This is a genomic window from Salinivibrio sp. HTSP (assembly GCF_003390965.1).
GTDB lineage: Bacteria > Pseudomonadota > Gammaproteobacteria > Enterobacterales > Vibrionaceae > Salinivibrio > Salinivibrio kushneri.
Genome location: NZ_PXUD01000047.1, coordinates 18,371 through 42,855, shown reverse-complemented (window position 1 = coordinate 42,855; position 24,485 = coordinate 18,371). Strand labels below are relative to the sequence as shown.

18 protein-coding genes, 1 tRNA gene and 1 pseudogene are annotated in these 24,485 nt (G+C 50.4%); 9 read left to right on the top strand and 11 right to left on the bottom strand.

From position 1 onward, the window contains the following. The 4 genes from rsxC to C7A19_RS09760 all read right to left on the bottom strand — a co-directional run. Nucleotides 1–1,895, bottom strand: a 1,895-nt coding sequence (rsxC, locus tag C7A19_RS09775) for an electron transport complex subunit RsxC (protein ID WP_116644799.1), incomplete at its 3' end; no start/stop codon positions are given. Next, nucleotides 1,895–2,470 (bottom strand): electron transport complex subunit RsxB, encoded by a 576-nt coding sequence (gene rsxB / locus C7A19_RS09770; RefSeq protein WP_116644798.1) that lies wholly within the window; start codon nucleotides 2,468–2,470, stop codon nucleotides 1,895–1,897. The genes rsxB and rsxC, both read right to left, overlap by 1 nt. Next, nucleotides 2,467–3,051 (bottom strand): electron transport complex subunit RsxA, encoded by a 585-nt coding sequence (gene rsxA / locus C7A19_RS09765; protein WP_046075315.1) that lies wholly within the window; start codon nucleotides 3,049–3,051, stop codon nucleotides 2,467–2,469. Before rsxA ends, rsxB begins: the two co-directional genes overlap by 4 nt. Before the next feature lie 232 nt (nucleotides 3,052–3,283). Beyond that, nucleotides 3,284–3,359, bottom strand: a tRNA-Asn gene (locus C7A19_RS09760). A 776-nt stretch (nucleotides 3,360–4,135) separates the two neighbouring features. Between C7A19_RS09760 and uvrB the strand changes: the two genes are divergently transcribed. The 3 genes from uvrB to C7A19_RS09745 all read left to right on the top strand — a co-directional run bounded on the left by uvrB (nucleotide 4,136) and on the right by C7A19_RS09745 (nucleotide 8,293). Continuing rightward, entirely contained in the window at nucleotides 4,136–6,163 is a 2,028-nt protein-coding gene (gene uvrB, locus C7A19_RS09755; RefSeq protein WP_116644797.1) for an excinuclease ABC subunit UvrB, read from the top strand. A 308-nt stretch (nucleotides 6,164–6,471) separates the two neighbouring features. Further along, nucleotides 6,472–7,920 carry a quorum-sensing sigma-54 dependent transcriptional regulator LuxO gene (luxO, locus tag C7A19_RS09750; protein ID WP_235607579.1) on the top strand — a complete coding sequence of 483 codons (1,449 nt, stop codon included), beginning with the start codon at nucleotides 6,472–6,474 and terminating at the stop codon, nucleotides 7,918–7,920. A 13-nt stretch (nucleotides 7,921–7,933) separates the two neighbouring features. Then, on the top strand, nucleotides 7,934–8,293 hold the full coding sequence (locus C7A19_RS09745; RefSeq protein ID WP_069361189.1) for an Hpt domain-containing protein: 360 nt from the start codon (nucleotides 7,934–7,936) through the stop codon (nucleotides 8,291–8,293). On the opposite strand, the gene yvcK is transcribed toward C7A19_RS09745, so the two are convergent. Next, nucleotides 8,225–9,157, bottom strand: a complete 933-nt coding sequence (gene yvcK / locus C7A19_RS09740; protein ID WP_116644796.1) for a uridine diphosphate-N-acetylglucosamine-binding protein YvcK — start codon at nucleotides 9,155–9,157, stop codon at nucleotides 8,225–8,227. The two genes, C7A19_RS09745 and yvcK, sit on opposite strands and share 69 nt — an antisense overlap. 204 nt (nucleotides 9,158–9,361) lie before the next feature. After that, a complete protein-coding gene (locus C7A19_RS09735) occupies nucleotides 9,362–9,934 on the bottom strand; it encodes an LON peptidase substrate-binding domain-containing protein (protein WP_077521160.1) in 573 nt (190 codons plus the stop codon). An 815-nt stretch (nucleotides 9,935–10,749) separates the two neighbouring features. Between C7A19_RS09735 and C7A19_RS15540 the strand changes: the two genes are divergently transcribed. From C7A19_RS15540 to C7A19_RS09715, 5 genes are all read left to right on the top strand, one after another. Beyond that, the gene (locus tag C7A19_RS15540) at nucleotides 10,750–10,914 is read left to right on the top strand and encodes a hypothetical protein (protein ID WP_155522562.1); all 165 of its coding nucleotides are present in this window, start codon (nucleotides 10,750–10,752) and stop codon (nucleotides 10,912–10,914) included. A gap of 688 nt (nucleotides 10,915–11,602) precedes the next feature. Then, nucleotides 11,603–13,279 carry an ABC transporter substrate-binding protein gene (locus tag C7A19_RS09730; protein ID WP_116644795.1) on the top strand — a complete coding sequence of 559 codons (1,677 nt, stop codon included), beginning with the start codon at nucleotides 11,603–11,605 and terminating at the stop codon, nucleotides 13,277–13,279. 118 nt (nucleotides 13,280–13,397) lie between these two features. Next, nucleotides 13,398–14,318 (top strand): oligopeptide ABC transporter permease OppB, encoded by a 921-nt coding sequence (gene oppB, locus C7A19_RS09725; protein ID WP_069361193.1) that lies wholly within the window; start codon nucleotides 13,398–13,400, stop codon nucleotides 14,316–14,318. A 10-nt stretch (nucleotides 14,319–14,328) separates the two neighbouring features. Further along, nucleotides 14,329–15,240 (top strand): oligopeptide ABC transporter permease OppC, encoded by a 912-nt coding sequence (gene oppC, locus C7A19_RS09720; protein WP_077673752.1) that lies wholly within the window; start codon nucleotides 14,329–14,331, stop codon nucleotides 15,238–15,240. 146 nt (nucleotides 15,241–15,386) lie between these two features. Then, the gene (locus C7A19_RS09715; protein WP_116644794.1) at nucleotides 15,387–17,498 is read left to right on the top strand and encodes a methyl-accepting chemotaxis protein; all 2,112 of its coding nucleotides are present in this window, start codon (nucleotides 15,387–15,389) and stop codon (nucleotides 17,496–17,498) included. A 16-nt stretch (nucleotides 17,499–17,514) separates the two neighbouring features. Here the strand turns inward: C7A19_RS09715 and C7A19_RS09710 are convergent, their stop codons facing one another. The 5 genes and pseudogenes from C7A19_RS09710 to C7A19_RS09690 all read right to left on the bottom strand — a co-directional run. Continuing rightward, nucleotides 17,515–18,663 carry a cupin domain-containing protein gene (locus C7A19_RS09710; protein ID WP_116644793.1) on the bottom strand — a complete coding sequence of 383 codons (1,149 nt, stop codon included), beginning with the start codon at nucleotides 18,661–18,663 and terminating at the stop codon, nucleotides 17,515–17,517. A gap of 111 nt (nucleotides 18,664–18,774) precedes the next feature. After that, nucleotides 18,775–20,142: an adenylosuccinate lyase gene (gene purB / locus C7A19_RS09705; RefSeq protein WP_116644792.1), complete on the bottom strand. Its 1,368-nt coding sequence runs from the start codon at nucleotides 20,140–20,142 to the stop codon at nucleotides 18,775–18,777. Nucleotides 20,143–20,167: 25 nt separating this feature from the next. After that, on the bottom strand, nucleotides 20,168–20,812 hold the full coding sequence (gene hflD / locus C7A19_RS09700) for a high frequency lysogenization protein HflD (RefSeq protein WP_069361197.1): 645 nt from the start codon (nucleotides 20,810–20,812) through the stop codon (nucleotides 20,168–20,170). A gap of 13 nt (nucleotides 20,813–20,825) precedes the next feature. After that, nucleotides 20,826–21,935, bottom strand: a complete 1,110-nt coding sequence (gene mnmA / locus C7A19_RS09695; RefSeq protein ID WP_116644801.1) for a tRNA 2-thiouridine(34) synthase MnmA — start codon at nucleotides 21,933–21,935, stop codon at nucleotides 20,826–20,828. A 469-nt stretch (nucleotides 21,936–22,404) separates the two neighbouring features. Then, nucleotides 22,405–23,034, bottom strand: a pseudogene (locus C7A19_RS09690) (pseudouridine synthase); the annotation flags it as partial. Between the two features lie 139 nt (nucleotides 23,035–23,173). Between C7A19_RS09690 and icd the strand changes: the two are divergent. Continuing rightward, nucleotides 23,174–24,424, top strand: a complete 1,251-nt coding sequence (icd, locus tag C7A19_RS09685; RefSeq protein ID WP_069361198.1) for an NADP-dependent isocitrate dehydrogenase — start codon at nucleotides 23,174–23,176, stop codon at nucleotides 24,422–24,424. The last annotated feature ends 61 nt before the right edge of the window (nucleotides 24,425–24,485 follow it).

Below are 24,485 nucleotides of genomic sequence, written 5' to 3'. Positions count from 1 at the left end.
TCTGCAGCGTCGGATGGCGTATCGGCAGCTGTCTTTGGTTGTGGCTTGGTGTCGCCTTGCTGAGCCGCTTTGCGCGCTTTGGCGCGGGCAACCGCGGCGGCGACGGCGTCCTTCTTGCCGTCTTGGCTATCGGTGTTGGGGGTTGCCTGTGAATCGGTGGCCTCTGAGGCTTTTTGCGCCTCTTTGGCCGCCTTACGTTCACGTGCTTGCCGTTTGCGCTCCTCACGCAACTTCATCATTTCACTGTTGTCTGGCTCATCACTGCCTGCTTGCGCCGCTTCGGCCTGTTTCGCTTTCGCTCGGGCGATTGCCGCCGCCACGGCAGGCTTGACATCGCTCGATGCCGACTGAGCGGCTTTTTTCGCCTTCACCCGCTCCACTGCAGCGTTAAGCGCATCATCGGAGCCCGTGTTTTGTTGCGCGGCTTTTTTGCGACGCTCCGCGGCTTTGCGATGTTTTTCTTCTCGCTCCTGCTTTTCACGTTCCATGCGCGCTTTTTTGGCTTCAAAGCGCTGACGCGCGCGCTCCGCGGCTTCTTTTTCCGCTTCAATTTCACGAATTTCCGCTTTGGCCTGGCGATAGTATTGCACCAGCGGGATTTCACTGGGACACACATAGGCACAAGCGCCGCATTCAATACAATCGAAGAGATCATAGTCTTGGCACTTGTCGTAGTCCTGATCTTTGGCATACCACTGCAATTGCTGAGGTAAAAGGTGAGCGGGACAAACATCGGCACAGGCACTGCAACGAATGCAGGCCATTTCTTGCTTGGCAGGCGCTATTTCCTTGCGCGTTGGCACCAGCACACAGTTAGTGGTTTTGGTTACCGGCACTTGTGCGTGTGGGACGGTAAAGCCCATCATCGGGCCACCAATGATCACCCGTGGCTGTTTTTTCTCTGCCTTATAGCCATGGTGTTCCAACAGCTCGCCAATTGGCGTGCCGAGAAGCGCCCACCGGTTTTGCTGGGTTTTGAGCGTTTTCCCGGTCAAGGTGACCACACGCTTAATCAGCGGCTCGCCATCTAACACGGCACGTTTGATCGCATAGATGGTCCCGATGTTTTGCATAAGCACGCCAATACTAGCGGGAAAGGCTTTGGCAGGGACTTCTTTCCCGGTAATGATTTGAATCAGTTGCTTTTCACCGCCAGATGGATACTTGGTAGGGACTACCTGGATGAGTATGTCCTCATCGACGGCTTTCACCGCAGCTTTAAGCGCCGCGATAGCCTCTGGTTTATTATCTTCAATACCAATCACGGTCAGCTTAGGCTTAACAATATGATTAAGAATCTGTATCCCTGCGACGATTTCATCGGCGCAATCTTGCATCAGCCGATCGTCGGCGGTGATATAAGGCTCACATTCTGCGGCGTTGATGATAAGGACTTCTGTTCTGGCCAAGCCACTTTGCAGCTTTCTTGCGGTTGGAAAGCCTGCGCCTCCCATTCCAGCAATGCCCATAGACCGGATATGATCGATCAATTGCTCGGGCGGCTGAGTTTGATAGGCTGGTAGGGCAGGCTTAGGTCTCCACGTATCTTTGCCATCGGGCTGAATGACCACGCAACGGTCGGACAAGCCTGAGGGATGCGCAATGGTTCTATCTTCGATAGCAATCACGGTGCCTGATGTCGGCGCATGTACCGGCACACATTGTTGAATATCTGTCTCAGTGAGGGCTTGTCCCGCGAATACCTGATCGCCCTGGCTCACGCATAGTTTGCCCTTACTGCCAATATGCTGTTTGAGCGGTATAACAAGCTCGGTAGGGAGAATCTTTTCTAAAATGGCCCCCTGATTCGATTGGGTTTTATGCTCAGGTGGGTGAATGCCACCATGGAAATCCCAGATCTGGCCATGTTTTATTTGTTCGATAAGGCTGTCCATCAGGCGCGTGCTCTCTGACTCTCAGTAACATCTACAACGGGAATTTGTTCAAGCTTCCATTTCCAGGTTTCGGGGGTGTCCTGAACGGGGATCATTTCAATACAGTCTGTCGGACAGGGGGCGACACATAAATCACACCCAGTGCAATCTTGCTCGATCACGGTATGCATCGCTTTGGTGCTGCCCACAATGGCATCGACCGGACAGGCCTGAATGCATTTAGTGCAGCCAATGCAATCTTCTTCATGAATGAAGGCAACGGTTTTGATACTTTTTTCTTCATCGTGGGCAAGTTCGGTCGCTTCGACACCCATCAAATCAGCCAAGTTTTCAATGGTTTGCTGACCACCTGGTGGACATTTGTTAATCTCGTCACCGTTGGCAATGGCTTCCGCATAGGGACGACAGCCAGGGTAACCGCACTGGCCACATTGCGTTTGCGGCAGAATGGCATCAATTTGATCGACAATCGGATCCGCCTCCACCTTGAAGCGAATTGAGGCGAAACCTAGAATTGCACCGAATATGGCGGCAAGCGCGGCAAGCACCATCACCGCTATCACTATTCCACTCATGATAAAGTCACCAGTCCTGTAAAGCCCATAAAGGCGAGCGACATTAATCCTGCAGTAATCATCGCCACGGACGCGCCTTTAAAAGGTGCCGGAACGTCAGCGGCCGCAATGCGCTCACGCATTGCAGCGAATAAAACCAGCACCAACGAGAAACCACACGCCGCACCAAAGCCATAAATAATCGACTCGATAAAACTGTGCTGTTGCTTAACGTTGAGTAGTGCGACGCCTAACACGGCGCAGTTGGAGGTGATCAAGGGCAAAAATACACCCAATAGCCGGTGCAGTGTTGGGCTGGTTTTATGCACCACCATCTCCGTGAACTGCACCACCACCGCAATCACTAAGATAAAGCTCAGTGTACGCAGGTATCCGAGATCAAGTGGGATCAGAATATAGGTTTCAACCAGATACGAGCTCACTGATGCCAAGGTCAACACAAAGGTTGTGGCAAGCCCCATCCCAATTGCTGTTTCCAGTTTTTTTGATACGCCCATGAATGGACACAAGCCCAAAAACTCCACCAGTACGAAGTTATTGACCAATACCGTGCCCACCAGTAGCAACAAATACTCAGCCATGCTGTTTAATCATTTAATGTTTTTGTGATCTGTCTATTATCGACCTTTGAAGCGGCTATAACAACCGCCATTGCGCAGGGTTTTTGCTTGGCTCGCTGTAAGCTGTTAGTGACGCTTTCCGCGCGTACCTTATTCTAAGGGTAGTGGCAGTGTAGCGTGTTCGATCACGGTAAGAGTGTATGATGAGATCACGGAAAAGTAAGATAGGTCAAAGAGAAGAGAGACATAGAATTGGCTCCCCCTGCGGGATTCGAACCTGCGACATACGGATTAACAGTCCGCCGTTCTACCAACTGAACTAAGGGGGAATTGCCTTGAGAACGGGGCGAATGTTAGCGATCGCCTCGAAAGGTGTCAACTGATGAAAAGCAATAAAATCTATCTTTTCAATCGACTGCTGAAAAGCTAGCCAGCGACGATGATAAAAACACCATAGTGGCGATTGATTAAGCATAGCGGCTAATTTTATCTTGACTTTTTATACGGCCGATTATGAAAGGGCTCTCAGCGTTTACCCACAGATTCTGTGGATAACCATGTGTGTGGATCCTGATCAACTCACGCGATGACTGATTTTCTGCCAGCTTGACGCAGCCATAGTCGGTATGAGTATAAATGTAAGGTGTTGATTTTTATTGATTGTAATTTTTTTTGACGCAATCAGTTTGAAAAAAAAAGATCATGGGTTATGCACAGGTCGCTATTTGTTCAATCCTTGAGTGTCGGGGATAAAAAAGTGATAAGAGAGGATATTCAGTAGAAATACGCGCGAAAACGCATGATTTAGAGGCTTTATCATTATTGCACTATATGCTTTAGCACTTGATTTGCTTCGTGCTCTATTCGTTTAGTGCTGTGTCTTCGCTTAGACAAGCTGGCTGCAATGACTGCATGCCAAAAGAGGAAAGACAGGTTACCTAGGAGCCATAGTGAGGTCAAGCATTCAATGAGAAAAAGATCGCAATGATTATCTTGCGAGTAATGAACCGCAGTCGTTGACTCCGTAGGGCGAGTCAGGACAATAGGCTTTTCGCGTTAGCGCCCCAATCTAGACACAGTGGTCAGCCCCTAACAGGATAGTTTCATGAGTAAAACATTTACACTGCACTCTGCTTTTAAACCATCAGGGGATCAGCCTGAGGCCATTCATCGCCTGTGTGAAGGATTAGAGGCCGGTCTTGCCCATCAAACGCTGCTGGGGGTAACAGGCTCGGGGAAAACCTTCACCATGGCCAATGTCATTGCTGAGCTTAATCGTCCGACGATGGTATTGGCCCCCAATAAAACCTTGGCGGCGCAGCTCTACGGAGAGATGCGCGAGTTTTTCCCTGATAATGCGGTGGAGTATTTCGTCTCTTACTACGATTATTATCAACCAGAGGCGTATGTCCCTTCGACGGACACCTTTATAGAGAAAGATGCATCGATTAATGATCATGTTGAGCAGATGCGCTTGTCGGCGACAAAAGCGTTGATGGAACGCCGTGATGTGGTGATTGTGGCGTCGGTCTCTGCCATTTATGGGTTGGGCGACCCCGATTCATATTTAAAAATGATGCTTCACATCCGTCGTGGTGACTTTTTAGACCAGCGCACCATCTTACAACGCCTCGCTGAATTGCAGTACACCCGCAATGATTTGGCTTTTGAGCGCGGAACGTTTCGCGTTCGCGGAGAAGTCATCGATATCTTCCCGGCCGAGTCAGACAAAGATGCCATACGGGTAGAGCTGTTTGACGACGAGGTGGAAACCATTAGTGTGTTTGATCCCTTAACCGGGCAGGTGAGTGTCAAAGATATGCCTCGTTGCACCATCTACCCTAAAACGCACTATGTGACACCGCGCGAGCGGATCCTCGAAGCGGTCGAGCAGATAAAAGTGGAGTTAGCGGACCGTAAAAAAACACTGCTTGAGCACAATAAACTGCTGGAAGAGCAGCGGATCACTCAGCGAACGCAGTTTGATATAGAGATGATGAACGAGTTGGGCTATTGCTCGGGTATCGAAAACTACTCGCGTTATTTGAGTGGCCGCGCAGAAGGAGAACCACCACCGACCTTGTTTGATTATTTACCCGCCGATGGACTGTTGATCATCGACGAGTCGCACGTCACGGTGTCGCAAATTGGTGCTATGTACAAGGGCGATCGCTCGCGTAAAGAGACCTTGGTGGACTATGGATTTCGGCTGCCTTCAGCGTTGGATAACCGACCGCTAAAATTTGATGAGTTCGAGGCACTGGCACCACAAACCGTGTATGTCTCTGCCACGCCGGGTAACTATGAAGCTGAAAAATCGGGCTCGGATATCATTGATCAAGTCGTGCGTCCAACGGGGCTTATCGACCCTGAAATAGAAGTACGTCCGGTGGCCACCCAAGTTGATGATTTGCTCTCCGAAGTACGCGCCCGTCGTGAGCGAGACGAGCGCGTACTCGTCACGACTCTGACTAAGCGCATGGCTGAAGACTTAACCGAATATATGCAAGAACATGACGTCCGCGTGCGGTATCTGCACTCCGATATTGATACGGTGGAGCGTATGGAAATCATTCGAGACTTGCGCCTCGGTGAGTTTGATGTGTTAGTTGGGATCAACTTGCTGCGAGAAGGGTTAGATATGCCCGAAGTGTCATTGGTGGCGATTTTGGACGCGGATAAAGAAGGCTTTTTACGCTCTGAACGTTCATTGATTCAAACCATTGGCCGCGCAGCACGTAACCTTCACGGCAAAGCGATTTTGTATGGCGATTCGATGACCAAATCGATGAAACGCGCGATTGATGAAACGGAGCGACGCCGGGCTAAGCAAATTGCGCATAATGAGGCGCATGGCATTACGCCTCAGAAACTGAACAAGAAAGTGATGGACGTGATGGAGATAGGTACGGGTAAACGGAGTAAACCTGCGAAACCAGCAGCCAAATCGCTGCGTGCCGTTGCCGAGCCTGATGCGGATTATGCGTTGAAGTCACCACAACAAATTGATGCTGAAATCAAAAAATTGGAAAGTCAGATGTTTGAGGCCGCGCAGAACCTTGAGTTTGAAACCGCGGCACAATTGCGAGATCAGTTACAAGCACTGCGTGAGCAGTTTATTGTTAATAGTTAATGGGGTGAACAATCACCGCTTGAAAGTAAAAAAAAAGCCAACCTAAACGACAGGTTGGCTACAGTGTTTCAGTGAGTGAAAACTCACAAACAACGTCAGTTGGCTAGGTGACCCCTGAGGGTCACTGGAATAGATGCATTTGGCGTGCCAAAAATAAAAGATAGCCATTACATCGACAAAACGTGTGGTTTTAACGGACTCGTCCCGCTACAATGGTTGCAAAATTGCATAATGCAACGCATTTCGCATACGCTCGTGCAACTGAGTGAGTTAACGCTACACGCCGCGATGCGATTCTTGGAGGATACATGCCAGCACTATCACCCAGTAAACGAATATTGATGGTGGAAGATACAGCGTCGGTGGCGGCGTTATATAAATCCTACCTTAACCCCTTAGATGTGGATGTCACCATTGTAGGGACGGGGCAGGATGCGATGGCTTTTTTCGAGCAAGAAGGCGACCAGTTAGCACTGATGATTTTAGATTTACGCCTGCCAGATATGTCGGGCATCGATGTGCTTGCCAAAGTGCGTGCGGTCGCGCCCGATTTACCCGTGATTATCATGACCGCTCACGGTTCGATTGATGCCGCTGTCGATGCGATGCGTCATGGTGCCAATGACTTTTTGATCAAGCCTTGTGAAGCCGATCAGTTGCGTGTCACGGTCAACAAGTCGCTCAAACCCAAGCCGAGTCATCCGGGGAAAGCGACTAAACAGGAAAGTGAATACCACGGGTTCATTGGCCGTAGCTTGCCGATGCAGGCGGTCTACCGTGTGATCGAATCGGCCGCACCCAGTAAAGCCACGGTGTTTATTACCGGTGAAAGCGGGACCGGTAAAGAGGTGTGCGCAGAAGCGATTCATGCTGCCAGTACACGAAGTAACAAGCCGATTATTGCACTAAATTGCGCGGCGATTCCGAAAGATTTGATTGAAAGTGAGTTATTTGGCCATGTGAAAGGAGCCTTTACGGGCGCTGCGTCCGAGCGTGAAGGGGCTGCAGAAATGGCCAATGGTGGCACCTTGTTTTTGGATGAAATTTGCGAAATGGATATGGATTTGCAATCCAAACTGCTACGTTTCATTCAAACGGGGAGTTTTCAAAAGGTTGGCTCTTCGCAAGTGAAGTCAGTGGATGTTCGATTTGTCTGTGCCACCAACCGCGATCCCTGGCTCCAAGTACAGCAGGGGAAATTCCGGGAAGATCTCTACTACCGCTTGCACGTCATTCCACTCGAGTTGCCACCTTTAAGAGAGCGTGGAGACGACGTCATCGCCATTGCCAATGCGTTGCTTGCTTTGTTTTCCGCGGAAGAAGGCAAAGATTTTTGTCGTTTTAGTGACGAAGTGACCACGCAACTCCTTCGCTACGATTGGCCAGGCAATGTTCGGCAGCTGCAAAACGTGATTCGTAACATTGTGGTGTTGCATAACGGCGAAGAAGTCAGCAAAGAAATGCTACCATCGCCAGTCGCTCGCGTTTCTGGTGTTGAAATTGCATCTACAGGGGATAACACGCGATCGGAAACGGCGAACAGCGCACTAGCGACGCACGAGCCCGTCAAACCAGCATCACCAGTGGTGATGAAAGCCGATATAGAACCACTATGGAAAACGGAAAAACGGGCGATTGAAGTCGCGATCGATGTGTGTAATGGCAATATCCCGCAAGCAGCGGGGTTACTTGAAGTTAGCCCTTCAACCTTGTATCGAAAGCTACAAGCTTGGCAAAAATCTGCGGCGCATGAATGATAGGAATGGATGTATGGCCACCACAGTAAATACTGACACATTACGTCGACTGAAATCAGAAGTAGGCGAGGATACGGTGACGGCTTTGCTCACTGTTTTTAGCGATGAGCTATCGCAATACCATTCTCAATTGTCTGGTTCTCCGTCGATCGAGCAAGTGCGTGAGATCAGCCATGCGATAAAAAGCAGTGCAGCCAGTTTTGGTGCGGATGATCTGGCCGAGATGGCGCGTGAGTGTGAATCACGGGTCAAGCAAGGCCAACAAGAGTGGATGACACACCATTTAGATGAGCTAACCGAAATGCTACGAGGAACGGCTTCTACCTACCGAGAAATGGCCGTCGAGCAGAGTTTCATCAATAGCTTGACGTAGTTTATCCCTGTCATGACGCCAATGATGATTTGAAGAGGCCAAGCTGGCCTCTTTTTGTTGGTAACGCGTGGCGAGCTGCGGCGCGTGTTGTTCTCCGATCACAACATCGATTTCTTTCCCGCCCATCGTGCGCTCGCACCAGGAAAGCATCGTCGCTAAAGGCATCTCGCCCGCTGGCCCGATTTCCTTGCCGAGGTTCCTAATAAACACCAGCTTGGCCTGAGCATGTTTTAACGCACGGCCGAGTTCAGGGACCAATAGTGGCGGCATCACACTGGTCAAAAAGCTGCCAGGGCCGAGTAAAATCAAGTCAGCGTGCTCGATAGCCTCAATCGCTTCGCGGGTCGCGGGGACGGTTGGGGACAAAAAGAGACGCGTCGGTGGCGCGCTTAGCTCATCAATGTGTGTTTCCCCCGACACTGTTTCGCCCTCTGGCGTTAACGCGGCAAGCTCAGAAGGGTGCTCAGACATCGGCAGTAAATTGGGGCGGATATCTAGCAGATCGCGAATAAGTTGGATGGCTTCCAGCGGACGGACTGAGAGGTTATCCAGCGCCGTCAGGATCAGGTTACCTAAATTATGCCCGTTCAGCTCACCTTTCCCTTTGAAGCGATATTCAAACAGCATGGAGCCGACCGAGGGCTCGGTAATTAGTTGGTTGAGGCAGTTACGAATGTCGCCCCAGGCTATCCCTCCTTGGCATGCGCGAATACGACCCGTTGACCCGCCGTTATCGGTTGTGGTGACAATGCCTGTTACCTGCTCGCCATAGTCCCCCAATGCCGATAAGACGCGTCCCAGACCATGTCCGCCCCCAATCGCGACGATACGTTGTGAATGCTGATCTGAAACTTGTTGGGTCATTGCTTGGTTTCCTGAGAAAAAATCAATGCGCCTAGTTTACCTGAAGCTCGAGCGACAAGGTATTGACCGCAGCAGTAAAGTGTGAACAAGTTAGGAAAGTAGGATGAAGGGTGAAAGCAAAAAAAGAGGTAACGCGTCGCGTTACCTCGCCCAATCAAGCAAATGAATAATTAGGGCAAATAGCAAGGCAGCAATAAAAACGGTTTAATGGGGATCTTGCATCATACTCAACAGATAATCCCGTGTGGCGACACAGGAGCTGTTCGCCATTAACTGTTGTTTTTCCCCGGTGGGGAGCGGCAGCAGCTCTAACCAGCGCTGGCATAACCACGCCAAATTGGAGAACTCGGTCTCTCGGTGCATTTGTTGTAGTTCAGGATAGCGCTCAAACATCGACTGTAAGCGCTCCACGAGAGGCTCGCTTTGTTTGTCGACGTGGCAATCAGGCCACCGAGGCAACGCGTTTACCGAGGCAAACAAGATGTGGTTGTGCTGCTGGTTAAACGCATGAATCGCAAAGCGTGCGGTTCCCCGTGCCGTGATCACTAAGCAGCCATCTTCTTGGCTTCGGGTATAGTCCTCAATTTCAATAAAGGTACCAATATCCACGTGAGAGCGCTGAGCTTGTGTTTCCGCCATACACACCCCGATAGGCAGTCCATGCTTTAACGCGAATACGAGTGTGTCTAAAGAGTCGCCTGTTGGAATGCGGAGAGGCATCCGCCCCCCTGGCAAGATGTGACGATCATTAAACAAAATTGGTGTGGATTGTCCCATGTGACACCCCCTGACAAGCAATGGCGTTGGTCTAGTAATTTAGATATTGCAAAAGGGGTGCCTACTTTTTGAAACGCCCTTATACCAGCGGTTCGGCATGGTGACGCCGCAGTTACGTAGCGTTTGAGAGAGAAAAGTCGCAATTTGCAATGCAAATCCGCTCGCGATACCGCATTACGCAAACGCTAACTTGCCCGCGTTGTGGCGGCTTGTGAGTAGGGGGCTGCTCTGACTCGTCGTCAGCATCGCGGTATAAAGACAAAAAAATAGCCTCGACGTGGAGGCTATTAAAGGGGTGTTTTAACATCAACACCGCGTTAGCGGTTAACCTGTGGTTTTTTTCCTTTATTTGGGTTGTAACCATGGCGAACGCGAGCGCATAAAGGGCGCGAGGTTGAGCTTTGTGGTCTCATAGTCTTGCTTTTTACTCTCTTGTCGGAAGAAAAATCAGGTTGATGATCGGGAACAACTCATCAACAACATAATGATGGGGGATATGGCGTCGAATAACAACATTGTTTGCTTAAAAAAGCATCAATATTGGTATTTCGTCTAAACAGCCGCTTATTATCAGCAAATGTTATTAAACTAAAGCAAGAGCGGGCCGATATACGCTCTGGTCCCGGGCTGCGACGTCAAGGTGCTGTAGGGGCGATACTGTCTGGTATGCCTTTTCGGCCATATTTTGCTTTATTGACGATGAAGGTGTAGCGTAAAAATTGCACAAGCGGTTTGTACTGGCGCAACAGCCGATCACACTCGGTCGGTGTTGTGCGAGTGACTGTGCCAAATACTGATGAGTTCAGGAGGACACAATGAAACACAAGCGCTATAGCAACAAGAAAATGAAAGAAATGCTCAACGAGGTCATGCCAGAAATGGAAAAAGCACGCGAGGACAACCGTGCTCTGCACGATGAAGCCAATGATCGCTCATCCGATAGTGGCCCCGTTTTTAGTCCCGACGATGCTAAAAAATAGTGGTTTACAGGACAAAGCCAGCCTCGAAGCTGGCTTTGTTGCGACATGATCACCGCTCGAGCCTACCGTAGCAGCCGTTTCTACCTTCTCCCTCCATTTTATATCCTCGCTCGACCCTCGTGCCTATTCGCGATGAGCGTTTGCACTGACAAGCACCATTACCGCTGATCCAAGCCAGATTTTGTGACCGTGATAGCTGTCTGACATCACGTGCATGTGTTTCTGTTGAGTTTTTCCGACAAATAACGTTTAGTAACGGCTTTACAATTAAGTAACATTTGACGCATATTGGCAGTCAAAGTCACTGAGATTGCGAAGATAGAAAGAGGCTTGTGTGTTCTTTTGACTGCAAGCTAGTTCAGCATTAGTGCCAATGCCCCCAGATTCAGTATAAATAGCAATTTGTTCCGTATTTTGTTTCTTGTGGTGAATAAAGCGCTAACGCGGCCTCGTCTTACCAGCTTAAAATTCCTTTATGTGACTTTTGAGTAGTGAAAGATGAGTTTTTAATCTCATTCTATGGCAAAATACTTCAGATTTATGGCAAAACACAGCGTTGCTTGGTAATGTTTTGCCTCTAATCGCGCAGTGAGGCGTAGCACAGCTTTTTAGATTGTGCAAAACGGATTCTCCCGCCAAGCGGCGTCGATTGTCATGGATGCAATAGCGATTGTTATGGAGTTACACGATGAAGCTAAACACGATCACCCGAACCCTCTTTATGGGCGCTGGCCTTTCTCTGGCGCTAGCAGGATGCAGCGAACCAGAGCAAAAACAGACCTCTCAATCTAACCCTGAAACCAAACAACAAGCCGAGTCCGCGACAGGCGAACCGCAACTGGCGGCAGAGCAAGAACTCGTGCGTGGCAACGGTGCCGAAGTGGCGTCGTTAGATCCGCATAAAACCCAAGGTGTGCCAGAATCGCACGTTATTCGTGACCTGTTAGAAGGCCTGGTTAACCAAGATGCAGATGGCAATGTCATTCCAGGCGTCGCTTTACGCTGGGAAAACAAAGATAACAAGGTGTTTACCTTTTATCTGCGGGAAGACGCCAAATGGTCTAACGGTGATCCTGTGACCGCGCAAGATTTTGAATACAGCTTTAAGCGTGTGGCTGATCCAATGACCGCATCACCGTATTCTTGGTATCTTGGCTACACCCACATGGAAAATGCCAAAGCCATCATTAAGGGGGAGAAAGACAAAGACACATTGGGCGTTGAAGCGCTAGATGATCATACCCTTCAGGTGACGTTAGATACCGCCGTGCCTTACCTGGTTAAAATGATGGGCCACACCACCATGAAGCCGGTGCATAAAGAAACGGTAGAAGAATATGGCGATCAGTGGACCAAGCCTGAAAACTTCGTCGGTAATGGTGCGTATGTGGTCGACGAATGGGTGATTAACGAGCGTCTTGTATTAACACGCAACGACCAATATTGGGATAATGAAAACACCACGCTCGATAAAGTGACCTATTTGCCGATTGAAAACCAAGTATCGGAAATGAACCGTTACTTGGCCGGTGAGATTGATATGACTAATGAGATCCCCAACGAGCATTTCCGTCGTCTTAAAAAGGAACATCCTGAGGATCTTTCAATCGTCGGCAACCTGTGTAGCTATTACTACATCTTCAATACCAAGCGTGAACCTTTTAATGACGTGCGTGTACGTAAGGCGCTGTCTTACGCGATTGACCGTAACGTGATCACTGATGCCTTGCTGGGTCAGGGACAAAAGCCGGCGTACTTCTTGACGCCTGAAATCACTGCTGGATTTGATCCTGAGCTGCCTGCGTACGCGAAGATGAGCCAAGAAGAGCGTGACGCGGAAGCGAAGCGTCTGCTCAAAGAAGCTGGATTCGGTGAAAATAATCCGCTTGATTTCTCACTGCTGTATAACACCAGTGAAAACCACAAAAAGCTGGCCGTCGCCATTGGTCAAATGTGGAAAGACAAGCTGGGTGTGGATGTTGCACTCAATAACCAAGAGTGGAAAACCTACCTCAACACCAAAGATGAGGGGAACTTTGATGTGGCGCGTGCCGGTTGGTGTGGCGATTACAACGAAGCCTCTACTTTCCTTAGCTTGATGCGTAGCTCTAACTCGTCAGGTGGTGTGCACTATGATAGCCAAGCCTACGATGCGATCATGGAAAACGCCATGACCACCACAGACGACGCCAAACGCACACAACTGTACTTGGATGCAGAAGCCCAAATGGCAAAAGACATGCCGATTGCGCCTATTTACCAATATGTAAAAGCGCGTCTGCTTAGTCCACAAGTCGGTGGCTTCCCTGCCAATAACGCTGAAGAAAAGATCTACTCAAAAGATCTTTACATCAAGGCGGAGTAACGCCTGATTCACAGCTGATAAGGGAGCATGCAACATGCAGCTCCCTTGGCTGGTTGTCGCTATTTAGGTATCGCCTAGGTAGCGGACGCTGTGAGGCTCAAAACGAAACGGTACAGTTATGTTGAAATTTATCGCCAAGCGCCTTTTGGAAGCTATTCCAACCTTGTTGGTCTTAATTACTATCTCTTTTTTCTTGATGCGGTTTGCACCAGGCAACCCTTTTTCAAGCGAACGTCCATTGCCCCCTGCCGTAATGGAAAACATTAATGCCAAATACGGCCTCGATAAGCCGGTGTTTGAGCAGTACACCACCTATTTGGGGAATATCCTAAAAGGCGATTTTGGTCCCTCATTCAAGTATGTGGACTACTCGGTGAACGAGTTGATCGCGGGCTCGCTCCCCGTGTCAGCGCAGATTGGTGCTGTCGCATTTATTTTTACCCTCTTATTCGGCGTGAGCATTGGCACCATTGCCGCGCTTAAGCAGAACACCTGGATTGATTACACCATTATGTCCACGGCCATGTTGGGCGTAGTGATGCCATCCTTTGTGCTCGCGCCCGTGCTGATTTATATCTTCGCCATTAATCTTGGTTGGCTCCCTGCGGGTGGCTGGCAAGGCGGGGGCTGGCAATTTATGGTGTTGCCGATGATTGGCATGTCCTTGCTGTACGTGGCCACATTTGCGCGTGTCACTCGTGGCAGCATGATTGAAACCCTAAACAGTAACTTTATCCGCACCGCGCGTGCCAAAGGGCTCAGTTACCCTAAAATTATTGTTAAACATGCGCTCAAGCCTGCGATGCTACCGGTTGTCTCCTACATGGGGCCCGCGTTTGTGGGCATTATTACTGGGTCGGTGGTAATTGAAACCATTTTCGGCTTGCCGGGTATCGGTAAGCTATTTGTGAACGCCGCGTTTAACCGTGATTATTCATTAGTGCTTGGCTGTACCATTTTGATCGGTACACTGACCATTCTTTTCAACGCGATCGTCGATATCCTGCTTGCGTATATCGATCCTAAGATTCGTTACTAGGGGTGACATGATGCTGACGAAAAAAGAAAACATTGACGCCCTCGAAAGCTTTGCTGAAGAAGTCGATGTCAAGGGGCGTAGCCTTTGGCAGGATGCAGCGATTCGTTTTAAGCGTAACCGTGCTGCGATGGCGAGCTTGGTGATTCTTGTATTGATTGGTTTGAGCGTGATCCTTGGCCCCTACATCAGTGCTTATGCCTATGACGCGACCGATTGGTATGCGATTCATGCCGCGCCTTCATTGGGCTTAGAGGGCCATTGGTTTGGTACCGATGCGTTAGGCCGAGATCTCTTTACTCGCACCATGATGGGCGGGCGTATATCGATCATGGTTGGTGTCATGGGGGCCTTTGTCGCCGTCCTGATTGGTACCTTATACGGGGCAACCTCTGGCTTTATTGGCGGCCGCACCGATGCGGTGATGATGCGTCTGGTGGAGATCCTCCAGTCGATTCCGTTTATGTTCTTTGTGATTGTACTGGTCACCTTCTTTGGCCGTAATATCGTGCTGATCTTCGTGGCCATTGGCTGTATTGCCTGGTTAGATATGGCACGTATTGTGCGCGGTCAAACCCTGAGCTTGCGGAGTAAAGAGTTTGTCGAAGCCGCTCACGTGTCAGGGGTCAGTACCCGTCATATCATTACTCGCCATATCGTGCCAAACGTACTCGGGATTGTTGCGGTTTACTCGACTTTATTGGTGCCGAACATGATCTTGTTTGAATCTTTCTTGAGTTTCTTGGGGTTAGGTGTGCAAGAGCCAATGACCAGTTGGGGCGCCTTACTACAAGAAGGCTCGCAAACGATGGAAATTGCGATTTGGCAGCTGCTGTTCCCTGCCGCCTTTATGGTGATGACATTGTTCTGTTTTAACTATGTCGGCGATGGGCTTCGTGATGCCTTGGATCCAAAAGACAGATAAGCGACGTTTTTTGCCATCGTAAAAAACGCAATAATATGAAAAGCGCAGGTTTATTTCCTGCGCTTTTTTGTTACTGTTAAATGCGTGTTTCAAGGATGAGAATCGATAGCAATGTTGGCTGTCGATAGAGTGACAAAGGAGCTGTCATGCGATCCCTCTCAATTCAATGGAAGGTCACCCTCGTGGCCAGTTTGTGCGTTGCTGTGACCGCGGTAACCTTATTAACCTTCTCGACTTACGTAAATAACCAATTTCAGCAAACGGTCGGTCAAGCGAGCACTCAAACGCTGCGCAGTGCTGCTCAACGTCTTGCGACCAGTCAAGCCCACGTTCAAGCGACCCATGTTCAGCGTTCTTTAGATGAAGCGGTGTACCGCGCGCAAATGCTGGCGCAAAGTGTGGTGTACCTACAGTATAACGCTGAGCAAAACTTTACCGACAGTGGTGAACTTCGCGGTTCAATCAATGAGCTGGTGCGGCGCTCCGTGGAGAACTTTGATACGGTGCAAGCTGCGTTCGTGGTGTTTAAGCCCAATGCGCTCGATCAAGAAGATGACTTTTATCAGCTCGATACAGAACGGGGCGCCAATGCTGCAGGGCGCTTTGCCAGCCGCTGGCAAAAGCGGGACGGCGAGCTGCAAGGTACCGTGCTCAGTGAGAAACAAATTAACAACGGCGATAAAAATGACAACGGGCAAGCAGCGAATCATTGGTACCAATGCCCATTGAGCCAAGGCGCCGCTTGTGTATCTGCACCCAAACAAGCGGGCAGCAGTATGAGTGTCACCATTTCCTCACCGCTGATGCGTGATGGACAAGTACTGGGGGTGCTAGGCATTGATATTGCGCTTGGCGGCTTACAGTCAGTGATCTCAGAGGCGGATAAAGCCCTATTTGACGGTGCTGGCAATGTCAGTGTACTAAGCCAAGGTGGGCGAGTAGTCGCGTCGGATAACTCGCAAGCAACGGGAGGGAAGGTCGATGATTTGCCGTCGGCGCCCGGTAACATGGGTGGGTGGCTGACCGAAGGTCAACCACAGACCGTGTGGCAAAAAAGCCAGTTGATGACCTATGTGCCGATTGCTTTGCCAGGCACCACGTGGGGAGCCCTTATCACCTTGCCGGAAGATGTCTTACTCTTTGAGGCAAACCAATTAAGCCAACAAATTACCGCGCAACGCAGTCAAGCCGCGTGGACAGAACGTAGCTTAGGGGTTGTGGCAACCCTGCTTGCCTTGGTGATCGCCGGATTCGCGGCGCGCCAAATCGTTAAACCCCTGAAGCTACTGGCAGAACGTTTGGCAGAGATTGCCGACGGCGATGGCGATCTCACGCAACGTATCCAGCTTAAAAATCGTGATGAAATCGGGGTACTGGCGGGGCGCTTTAACCGCTTCCTCGATAAGCTGCAGCCTATTATGGCGAATGTGATTAATAGCGTTGAAGAAGCGGAACATACGGCCAAAGAAGCTGCCCGTGTGGCCGCGCAAACTCGAGATGGTAGCCGTGAACAAGTATCAAGCTTGGATGCAGTGGCGACGGCGTCAGAAGAGATGACGCAAACCGCCTCCCAGGTTGCCAGCCATACTGAGTCAGCGCTGACTGCAGCCAACACGGTCAACACCGCCACAGAGAGCGGTGAAAAAATCGTGACTGGTTCATCGCAAGCCATGGCGCGTTTGGTGGAGACGCTGAATGGGGCGACCCATGATGCGCAAGCCTTACAAAAGAGTAGTCAGGACATTACTGAAATCTTAACCGTGATTGATACCATGTCTGAGCAAACTAATTTGCTGGCGTTAAATGCGGCGATAGAAGCGGCGCGTGCGGGTGAGCAAGGGCGCGGGTTTGCGGTAGTCGCTGACGAAGTGCGTGAACTGTCACAGCGTACTAACCAGTCAATCACCCAGATCCGTACCGTGATTGATTCGTTGCAGTCCGGCGCACAATCAGTGGTAGCGGCGATTCATGATGGAAATCAGTTAGCGGATGATACCGCTGAAAAGGTGCAAGAAACCGTCACCAGCTTGGACCAAATTCGTACTGCGATGCAGGATATGATGGGGCTTAACAGTGAAATTAGCGCGGCGGCGGAACAACAAAGCGCGGTGTCAGGCGACGTGACGCAAAACGTGACCCATATTCGTGAGCGCAGTGATGAACTCTTATCGCATGCCGAATCGGCGGCGAGTATTGCCAGTCAACTGGAAGCGCTGGCTGGCCGTCAGCGTGCGCTAACGGCCCAGTTTAAAGTCTAACCTTGGTGAGCCGCGGTTACTCTGGCGCTTCCTCTAGAGGATACCAGTAGCCGCGGTTTACCCACAGCGTGAGCACCGGCCAAAACAGACTATTGTCAGCGGCTTTACCGAGCGTTTCCCAATCGATAAAACGTTGATTGCACAGCTTAGGGGTTAGTGACTCACAGCCTTCCGGTAAGTCAAAGCTCTCACCGAGCATAAAAACCATCTCTGGCTGATCGGCGTGATAGAACGCACGCAAGCCACTGAGTTTTTCTAAGCAAAGTCCATCTTGCATGGCGGCTTTGAGACTGTCTGGTTGCCACTGAGGATCGGGGCTCAGCAAATCGAGTTCATGCCGAGCTTGAGAGAGAAACTCGCCAATCCAGCGCTTTTTACGGGTCTCGTCGTGCATTAATGCCATCATCATTTCGTCCATCTGGGCGAGATGCTGTGGATCCAATGCCGCAGGCGCGTCTGGTTGGGCTGACATGGCAGGCCAATGGAAATGATTATCGCCGGCTTCGTCAACAATCACTTGGTCGGCATAACTGCTCAGTAGCTCGCGGGCTTTTGGTGAGCGATAGCCAATTGAGTAGCTGAGTGAAGGCTCAAGGGTATCGCCTTCGTGTGGAAAGCCTGGCGGGATATAAAGAATATCGCCTGGCTCTAGCACCACATCGATGATGGCATCAAAGCCGGTGATCTGCTTGAGCCCGGTGTCTAAGTTGGCTTCTTGGTAATCACCTTTTGGCCCAACGCGCCAACGGCGGCGGCCTTGGCCTTGCACGATAAACACATCATACTGGTCAATGTGTGGCCCGACGCCGCCCTGAGGCTGGGAATAACACACCATCACATCATCAAATAGCCACTGCGGTAGCGAGGTAAATGCATCAGCCAGTTCACGGACGCCTGGGTGCCAATGGTTAGCGGCTTGTACCACCAGTTGCGCATGGGTCTCTGGGAAATCATCGAAGTGCTCGAAAGGGCCGTTTGCGACTTGCCACTTGCCATCGGCTTGAGTCACCAGGCGCGAGTCAATGTCCTCTTCCATCGCGAGTCCTGCGACTTCTTCAGGCTCAATGGGGTCGTTAAAATCGACTAACCCTTGGCGGATAACGGTTGGGCTTTGATGCCAATGTGCGGCCATAAATTCGGCGAGCGAGAACTGAAACTGATACATAACGACTTAGTTTACGAAATTTGCGGCAGTATAACGTGACGAGCAGGGTGGTGCGAGTGGGATAAAAAACGGCCTCCAATATGGAGGCCGCGAGTATTGGAAGTATTGTGCTTATAGTTTGTCCGTGAGCTTGACCGCATCGCCAATATAATTGGCGGGTGTCATTTGCTTGAGGCGCGCTTTCTCGTGCTCAGGCAAATCAAGACTATCAACAAAGGTACGCATTCCTTCGCCATCAACCCGTTTGCCACGTGTCAGCTCTTTGAGCTTCTCGTAGGGCTTTTCTATCCCATACCGACGCATCACGGTTTGAATAGGCTCGGCAAGGACTTCCCAGTTTTGATCCAATTCCGCTTCGAGTGCGGCTTGGTTCACTTCCAGCTTGCTGATCCCTTTCAGAGTCGACGCATAAGCAATTAGGGTGTAGCCCACACCCACACCGAGGTTACGTAATACGGTGGAGTCAGTCAGATCACGCTGCCAACGAGAAATCGGCAACTTTTGCCCTAGGTGAGAGAAAATGGCATTGGCTAGGCCGAGGTTACCTTCCGAGTTTTCAAAGTCAATCGGGTTCACTTTATGTGGCATGGTCGATGAACCAATTTCGCCCGCAACGGTTTTTTGCTTAAAGTGACCCAGTGCAATATAGCCCCAGATATCACGGTCAAAATCGATCAAAATGGTGTTAAAACGCGACACGGCATCAAAAAGCTCGGCAATATAGTCATGCGGCTCAATTTGGGTGGTGTACGGGTTCCAGTCAATACCTAATGAGATCACAAAGGCTTCGCTGTAGGCATGCCAATCGATCTCAGGATAGGCCGACAAGTGCGCATTGTAGTTACCCACAGCGCCGTTGATTTTACCCAGGATCTCACTGCTTTTAACCTGCTTGATTTGGCGCGCCATGCGGTACGCCACGTTTGCCATCTCTTTACCCATGGTCGATGGAGACGCAGGCTGACCATGGGTGCGTGAAAGCATGGGCACATCGCGGAACTGCTGAGACAGGTCTTTGACGGCGTCCGCCAGACGTTGCATTTCTGGCACGATCACGGTGTCACGTGCTTCTTTGAGCATCAATGCATGCGACAGGTTATTAATGTCTTCAGAGGTGCAGGCAAAGTGAATGAACTCGCTCACGGCATGAAGTTCTGCGTTATCGGCAATCTTTTCTTTTAGAAAATACTCAACCGCTTTGACATCATGATTGGTGGTGCGCTCAATCTCTTTGATACGCGCGGCATCTTGTTCGTCAAACTCAGCAGCAATGCGGTCGAGTTGGGCATTGGCGTCATCGCTAAAAACGGGCACTTCAGCAATGCTGTCTGTGGCTGCCAGTTTTTGCAGCCAACGGATTTCTACGATGGTGCGGTATTTAAGCAATCCAAATTCACTAAAAATCGATCGCAACGCAATCGTTTTCGTACCGTATCGGCCATCGACCGGTGAAACAGCAGTCAGCGCTGACAGTTCCATTTTTTGTCTCCTGAGTTCAATCTGATTAGCTTCGGGCTAGAATGAGTTTGGCCTGCTCAACCATTTGTTTGCGACCAAAGATAAGATGCCGGCGTTTGCCGCCTACTTGACGCCATAGGACAGCACTGCGGATACCGGAAAGCAAGATGGCACGCACGCGATGTTGCACGCCAGTTTGCTGTAAATGTTGTGGATCACCAGATACTTGAATGCGCGGCCCAAGTGGGCTGATCACGTCGAGATAAATGCTGGCAAGGTTGCTGATCATTTGCTCATCGAGCAAATCAAAATGGCTCACTTGGCGCTCGATCGTTTCAATGCGATCGCCCAGTTGTGCCATGGCATCACGGCGGCTGGACAGCTTGCGCTCCAACGCCAACAAATTAATCAGGTAGCGCATGGTTTCGCTACCATTGCGGCTATTATCGAGTTGGCCAATGAGGGTCTCTAAACCAAGGTGAAGGCCTGATTCACCGCCACCGGTGACATTCCCTACTTCTCCACGAAATACGTCTAGGGTAGAAGAGGGATTGGTGATGATAATGCTGCTCAGGCTCGTATTTAATGCGTCTTGGTCACAATACCCATTGCGAGATACGTCCTGCACCAATTTTGCTGCCTGACAAATGCTGGCAAACGCCAGGGTGCGATCATAAATCGTCTCTGCCACTGATCACGGCTCCTTAAATACGTTGCTCGATAATGCCACCGCCTAGGCACACATCGCCATCGTAAAAGACAGCGGATTGCCCCGGAGTTACCGCAATTTGCGGCTCGTCGAAGATAACTTTCACTGTATCATCATCAACGGGCGTGATAGTACACGATATATCGTGTTGACGGTATCGGGTTTTTACCGTGCAATGGCGGGTCTCAGTCACAATCTCGCGATCGACCCAGTGTAATTGCGCTGCGATGAGTCCTTCTGAATAGAGTCGAGGATGATCATGGCCTTGACCGACGAGCAATACATTACGCGCAACGTCCTTCTCGACCACATACCAAGGCGCTTCGCTACCGTTGCCACCTTTAAGACCGCCAATGCCTAAGCCTTTGCGCTGACCCAAAGTGTGGTACATCAACCCTTGGTGTTCACCAATCACGTCGCCCTCAGTGGTTTCGATAGGGCCGGGCTGTGCGGGTAAATACTGTGATAAAAAGTCAGTGAACTTACGCTCGCCGATAAAGCAAATGCCGGTTGAATCTTTTTTCTTCGCCGTCACCAAACCTTGCTCTTCCGCGATTTGGCGTACCTGCGGTTTTTCTAAATCGCCCACAGGGAACAGGCTGCGTGCCACTTGATCATGGCTAAGCGTGTACAAGAAATAGCTTTGATCTTTGTTATTGTCTAAGCCGCGCAGCATTTGCGCTTTTTCGCCGCTTTCAGGGAAGGTGCGACGGACATAATGTCCCATGGCAATATAATCGGCATCCAGCACTTCGTCGGCAAACTCGAGAAACGCCTTAAATTTGATTTCTTTATTGCAGAGAATATCAGGGTTGGGCGTGCGACCCGCTTTGTATTCGGTCAAAAAGTGCTCGAAGACGTTGTCCCAGTACTCAGCGGCAAAGTTAATGGTGTGTAGCTCGATGCCAAGCTTATCACACACATCTTGCGCATCGGCCAAGTCTTCTGCAGCAGAGCAATACTCCTCGTTGTCATCCTCTTCCCAGTTTTTCATAAACAGGCCTTCTACCTGATAACCCTGTTGTTTCAACAAGTAGGCAGAAACGGAGGAATCAACACCGCCGGACATTCCGACAATCACTTTTTTGCTGCTGTTATCTGACATGGTGATCACAAATGCTGCTATCAATAAACGGACGCTGAGTTTAACAGAATCAAATCGCCGGATACAGATGTGATAGGGCTCACACGTTAACCGTTATCCAAAGTGAGTAGATGGGTGGGGAGGTGGTCGCGTGGCCTGTGACCGAGGCGGCATATGTTAATACTATTAGTAGCAATGAGGGTTAATACTTGGGATTGGATGCCGCGCAAAGACTTGTGAACCCCTTAGGTTTATCGACCGATTCCCGCACGCAGACACGCCGTATACCCATCCCTGGGGGCTCCGCCGCGCCATCCTTGGCGCGGAGGGTCTGTGTGCGCAAATCGATCGATGGTGTGTTCAGGTACTCCTAGTACTCATTGCGTTTCTTCGACGGTGCGCGCTTGGACGAGCGAGTGCGTCGGCGTGGTGCTTTCCCTTTTGGTCCTTTGGGTTTAGGGGTGAACTGCTCGAAGCCTTTCGGGGGCGCAACCTCACGCCACTGGCCCGGTTGCAAATCATCCAGCTGCCATGGGCCGAGTTGGGCGCGAATCAAGCGCAATGTCGGGTGGCCGATGTGCGCGGTCATCCGGCGTACTTGCCGATTTCGCCCCTCTTGTAGCACCACCTCTAACCAAGTGGTGGGAGTGTTAGCGCGATAACGCACCGGAGGGTGACGTTCCCATACGATGGGCGGGGCGATCTTGGCGACATCGGCGGGCAGCGTCAGACCATCTTTCAGTTCGACACCGTCACAGAGCGCCTGAATCGCCTCATCGCTGGGCTCGCCTTCGACTTGTACCCAATAGGTTTTAGGAGACTTGGATGAAGGTTGGGTGAGTCTGGCTTGCAAGGCACCATTATTGGTGAGCACCAGTAAGCCCTCGCTGTCTTTGTCGAGCCGACCGGCCGGGTACACGTCTTTCACCGAGACAATGTCGGCCAATGTACTGTCACCGGGCTCGCCACTAAACTGGGTCAACATGTTATAAGGTTTGTTAACAAGTATCACTTTGGTGGCGACGGTGGCCGCTCGGGGGGCCTTTCCACCTTTGGCCGATGGAGCTTGGGTGTTTGAAACAGCCTTTGACGCTGGCTGGAGGCGGGCTTTATATGGCATGAGGGCTGTCAAATAGATTAAACGGCAAATGAGACTTCCGTATTATACACGTAATAATCTGTTTGGCGTGTTGTATGAATTCGAGTATCCTCAACTCGCATCTTACACAAAGATAACAAATGGACGCTAGGAGATTAAAATGGAAAGTAAAGTAGTTGTACCGGCGGAAGGTCAGAAGATCACACTCGACGGCACAAAACTGGTAGTCCCTAACCACCCTGTGATCCCTTACATTGAAGGGGATGGCATCGGGATGGATGTTAGCCCTGCAATGATCAAAGTTGTTGATGCAGCTGTTGCTAAAGCCTATAACGGTGAGCGTAAGATTTCATGGATGGAAATCTATACTGGTGAGAAGTCAACCAAGGTATATGGTGACGATCAGTGGCTGCCAGCTGAAACTCTCGACTTTATTCGCGAATACAAAGTGGCTATCAAAGGGCCACTGACGACCCCAGTGGGCGGTGGTATTCGCTCATTGAACGTGGCGCTTCGTCAAGAGCTCGACCTTTATATCTGTGCGCGTCCGGTACGTTACTTCACTGGCGTTCCTAGCCCACTGAAAAAGCCAGAAGACACGGACATGGTGATCTTCCGCGAAAACTCAGAAGACATCTACGCGGGTGTTGAGTTTAAGGCAGGCACGGCCGAAGCGGATAAAGTGATCAAGTTCCTGCGTGAAGAAATGGGTGCCAACAAAATCCGTTTCCCTGAGCAGTGTGGTGTAGGCATTAAGCCAATCTCAGAAGAAGGCACCAAGCGTCTGGTTCGCGCCGCTATCGAGTACACCATCGATAACGACCGTGACTCGCTGACTATCGTCCACAAAGGTAACATCATGAAGTTTACCGAAGGGGCGTTTAAAGATTGGGCATACGAAGTAGCCAATAAAGAGTTTGGTGCCGAGTTGCTTGATGGCGGTCCGTGGATGACGATGAAAAATCCAAAAACCGGTAAAGAGATCATCATCAAAGATTCCATCGCGGATGCCTTCTTGCAGCAAATTCTGCTGCGTCCTGCGGAATATGATGTGATTGCCACCATGAACTTGAATGGTGATTACGTATCTGATGCCTTGGCCGCACAGGTTGGTGGTATTGGTATCGCCCCAGGTGCCAACATTGGTGACGGCGTGGCGCTGTTTGAAGCGACCCATGGCACGGCACCAAAATACGCCGGTCAAGACAAGGTGAACCCAGGCTCACTCATTCTTTCAGCTGAAATGATGCTGCGTCATATGGGCTGGTTTGAAGCGGCTGACTTGGTGATCAAGTCAATGGAGAACACCATCGCTAACAAAACAGTGACGTATGACTTCGAGCGCCAAATGGAAGGGGCAAGCCTGCGTAAGTGCTCTGAGTTTGCTGACGAGATGGTCAAGCAGATGTAATCACTGATTCTCAGTGAGAAACGAAACCCGGCTCAGTCGCCGGGTTTTTTTATGGATATGC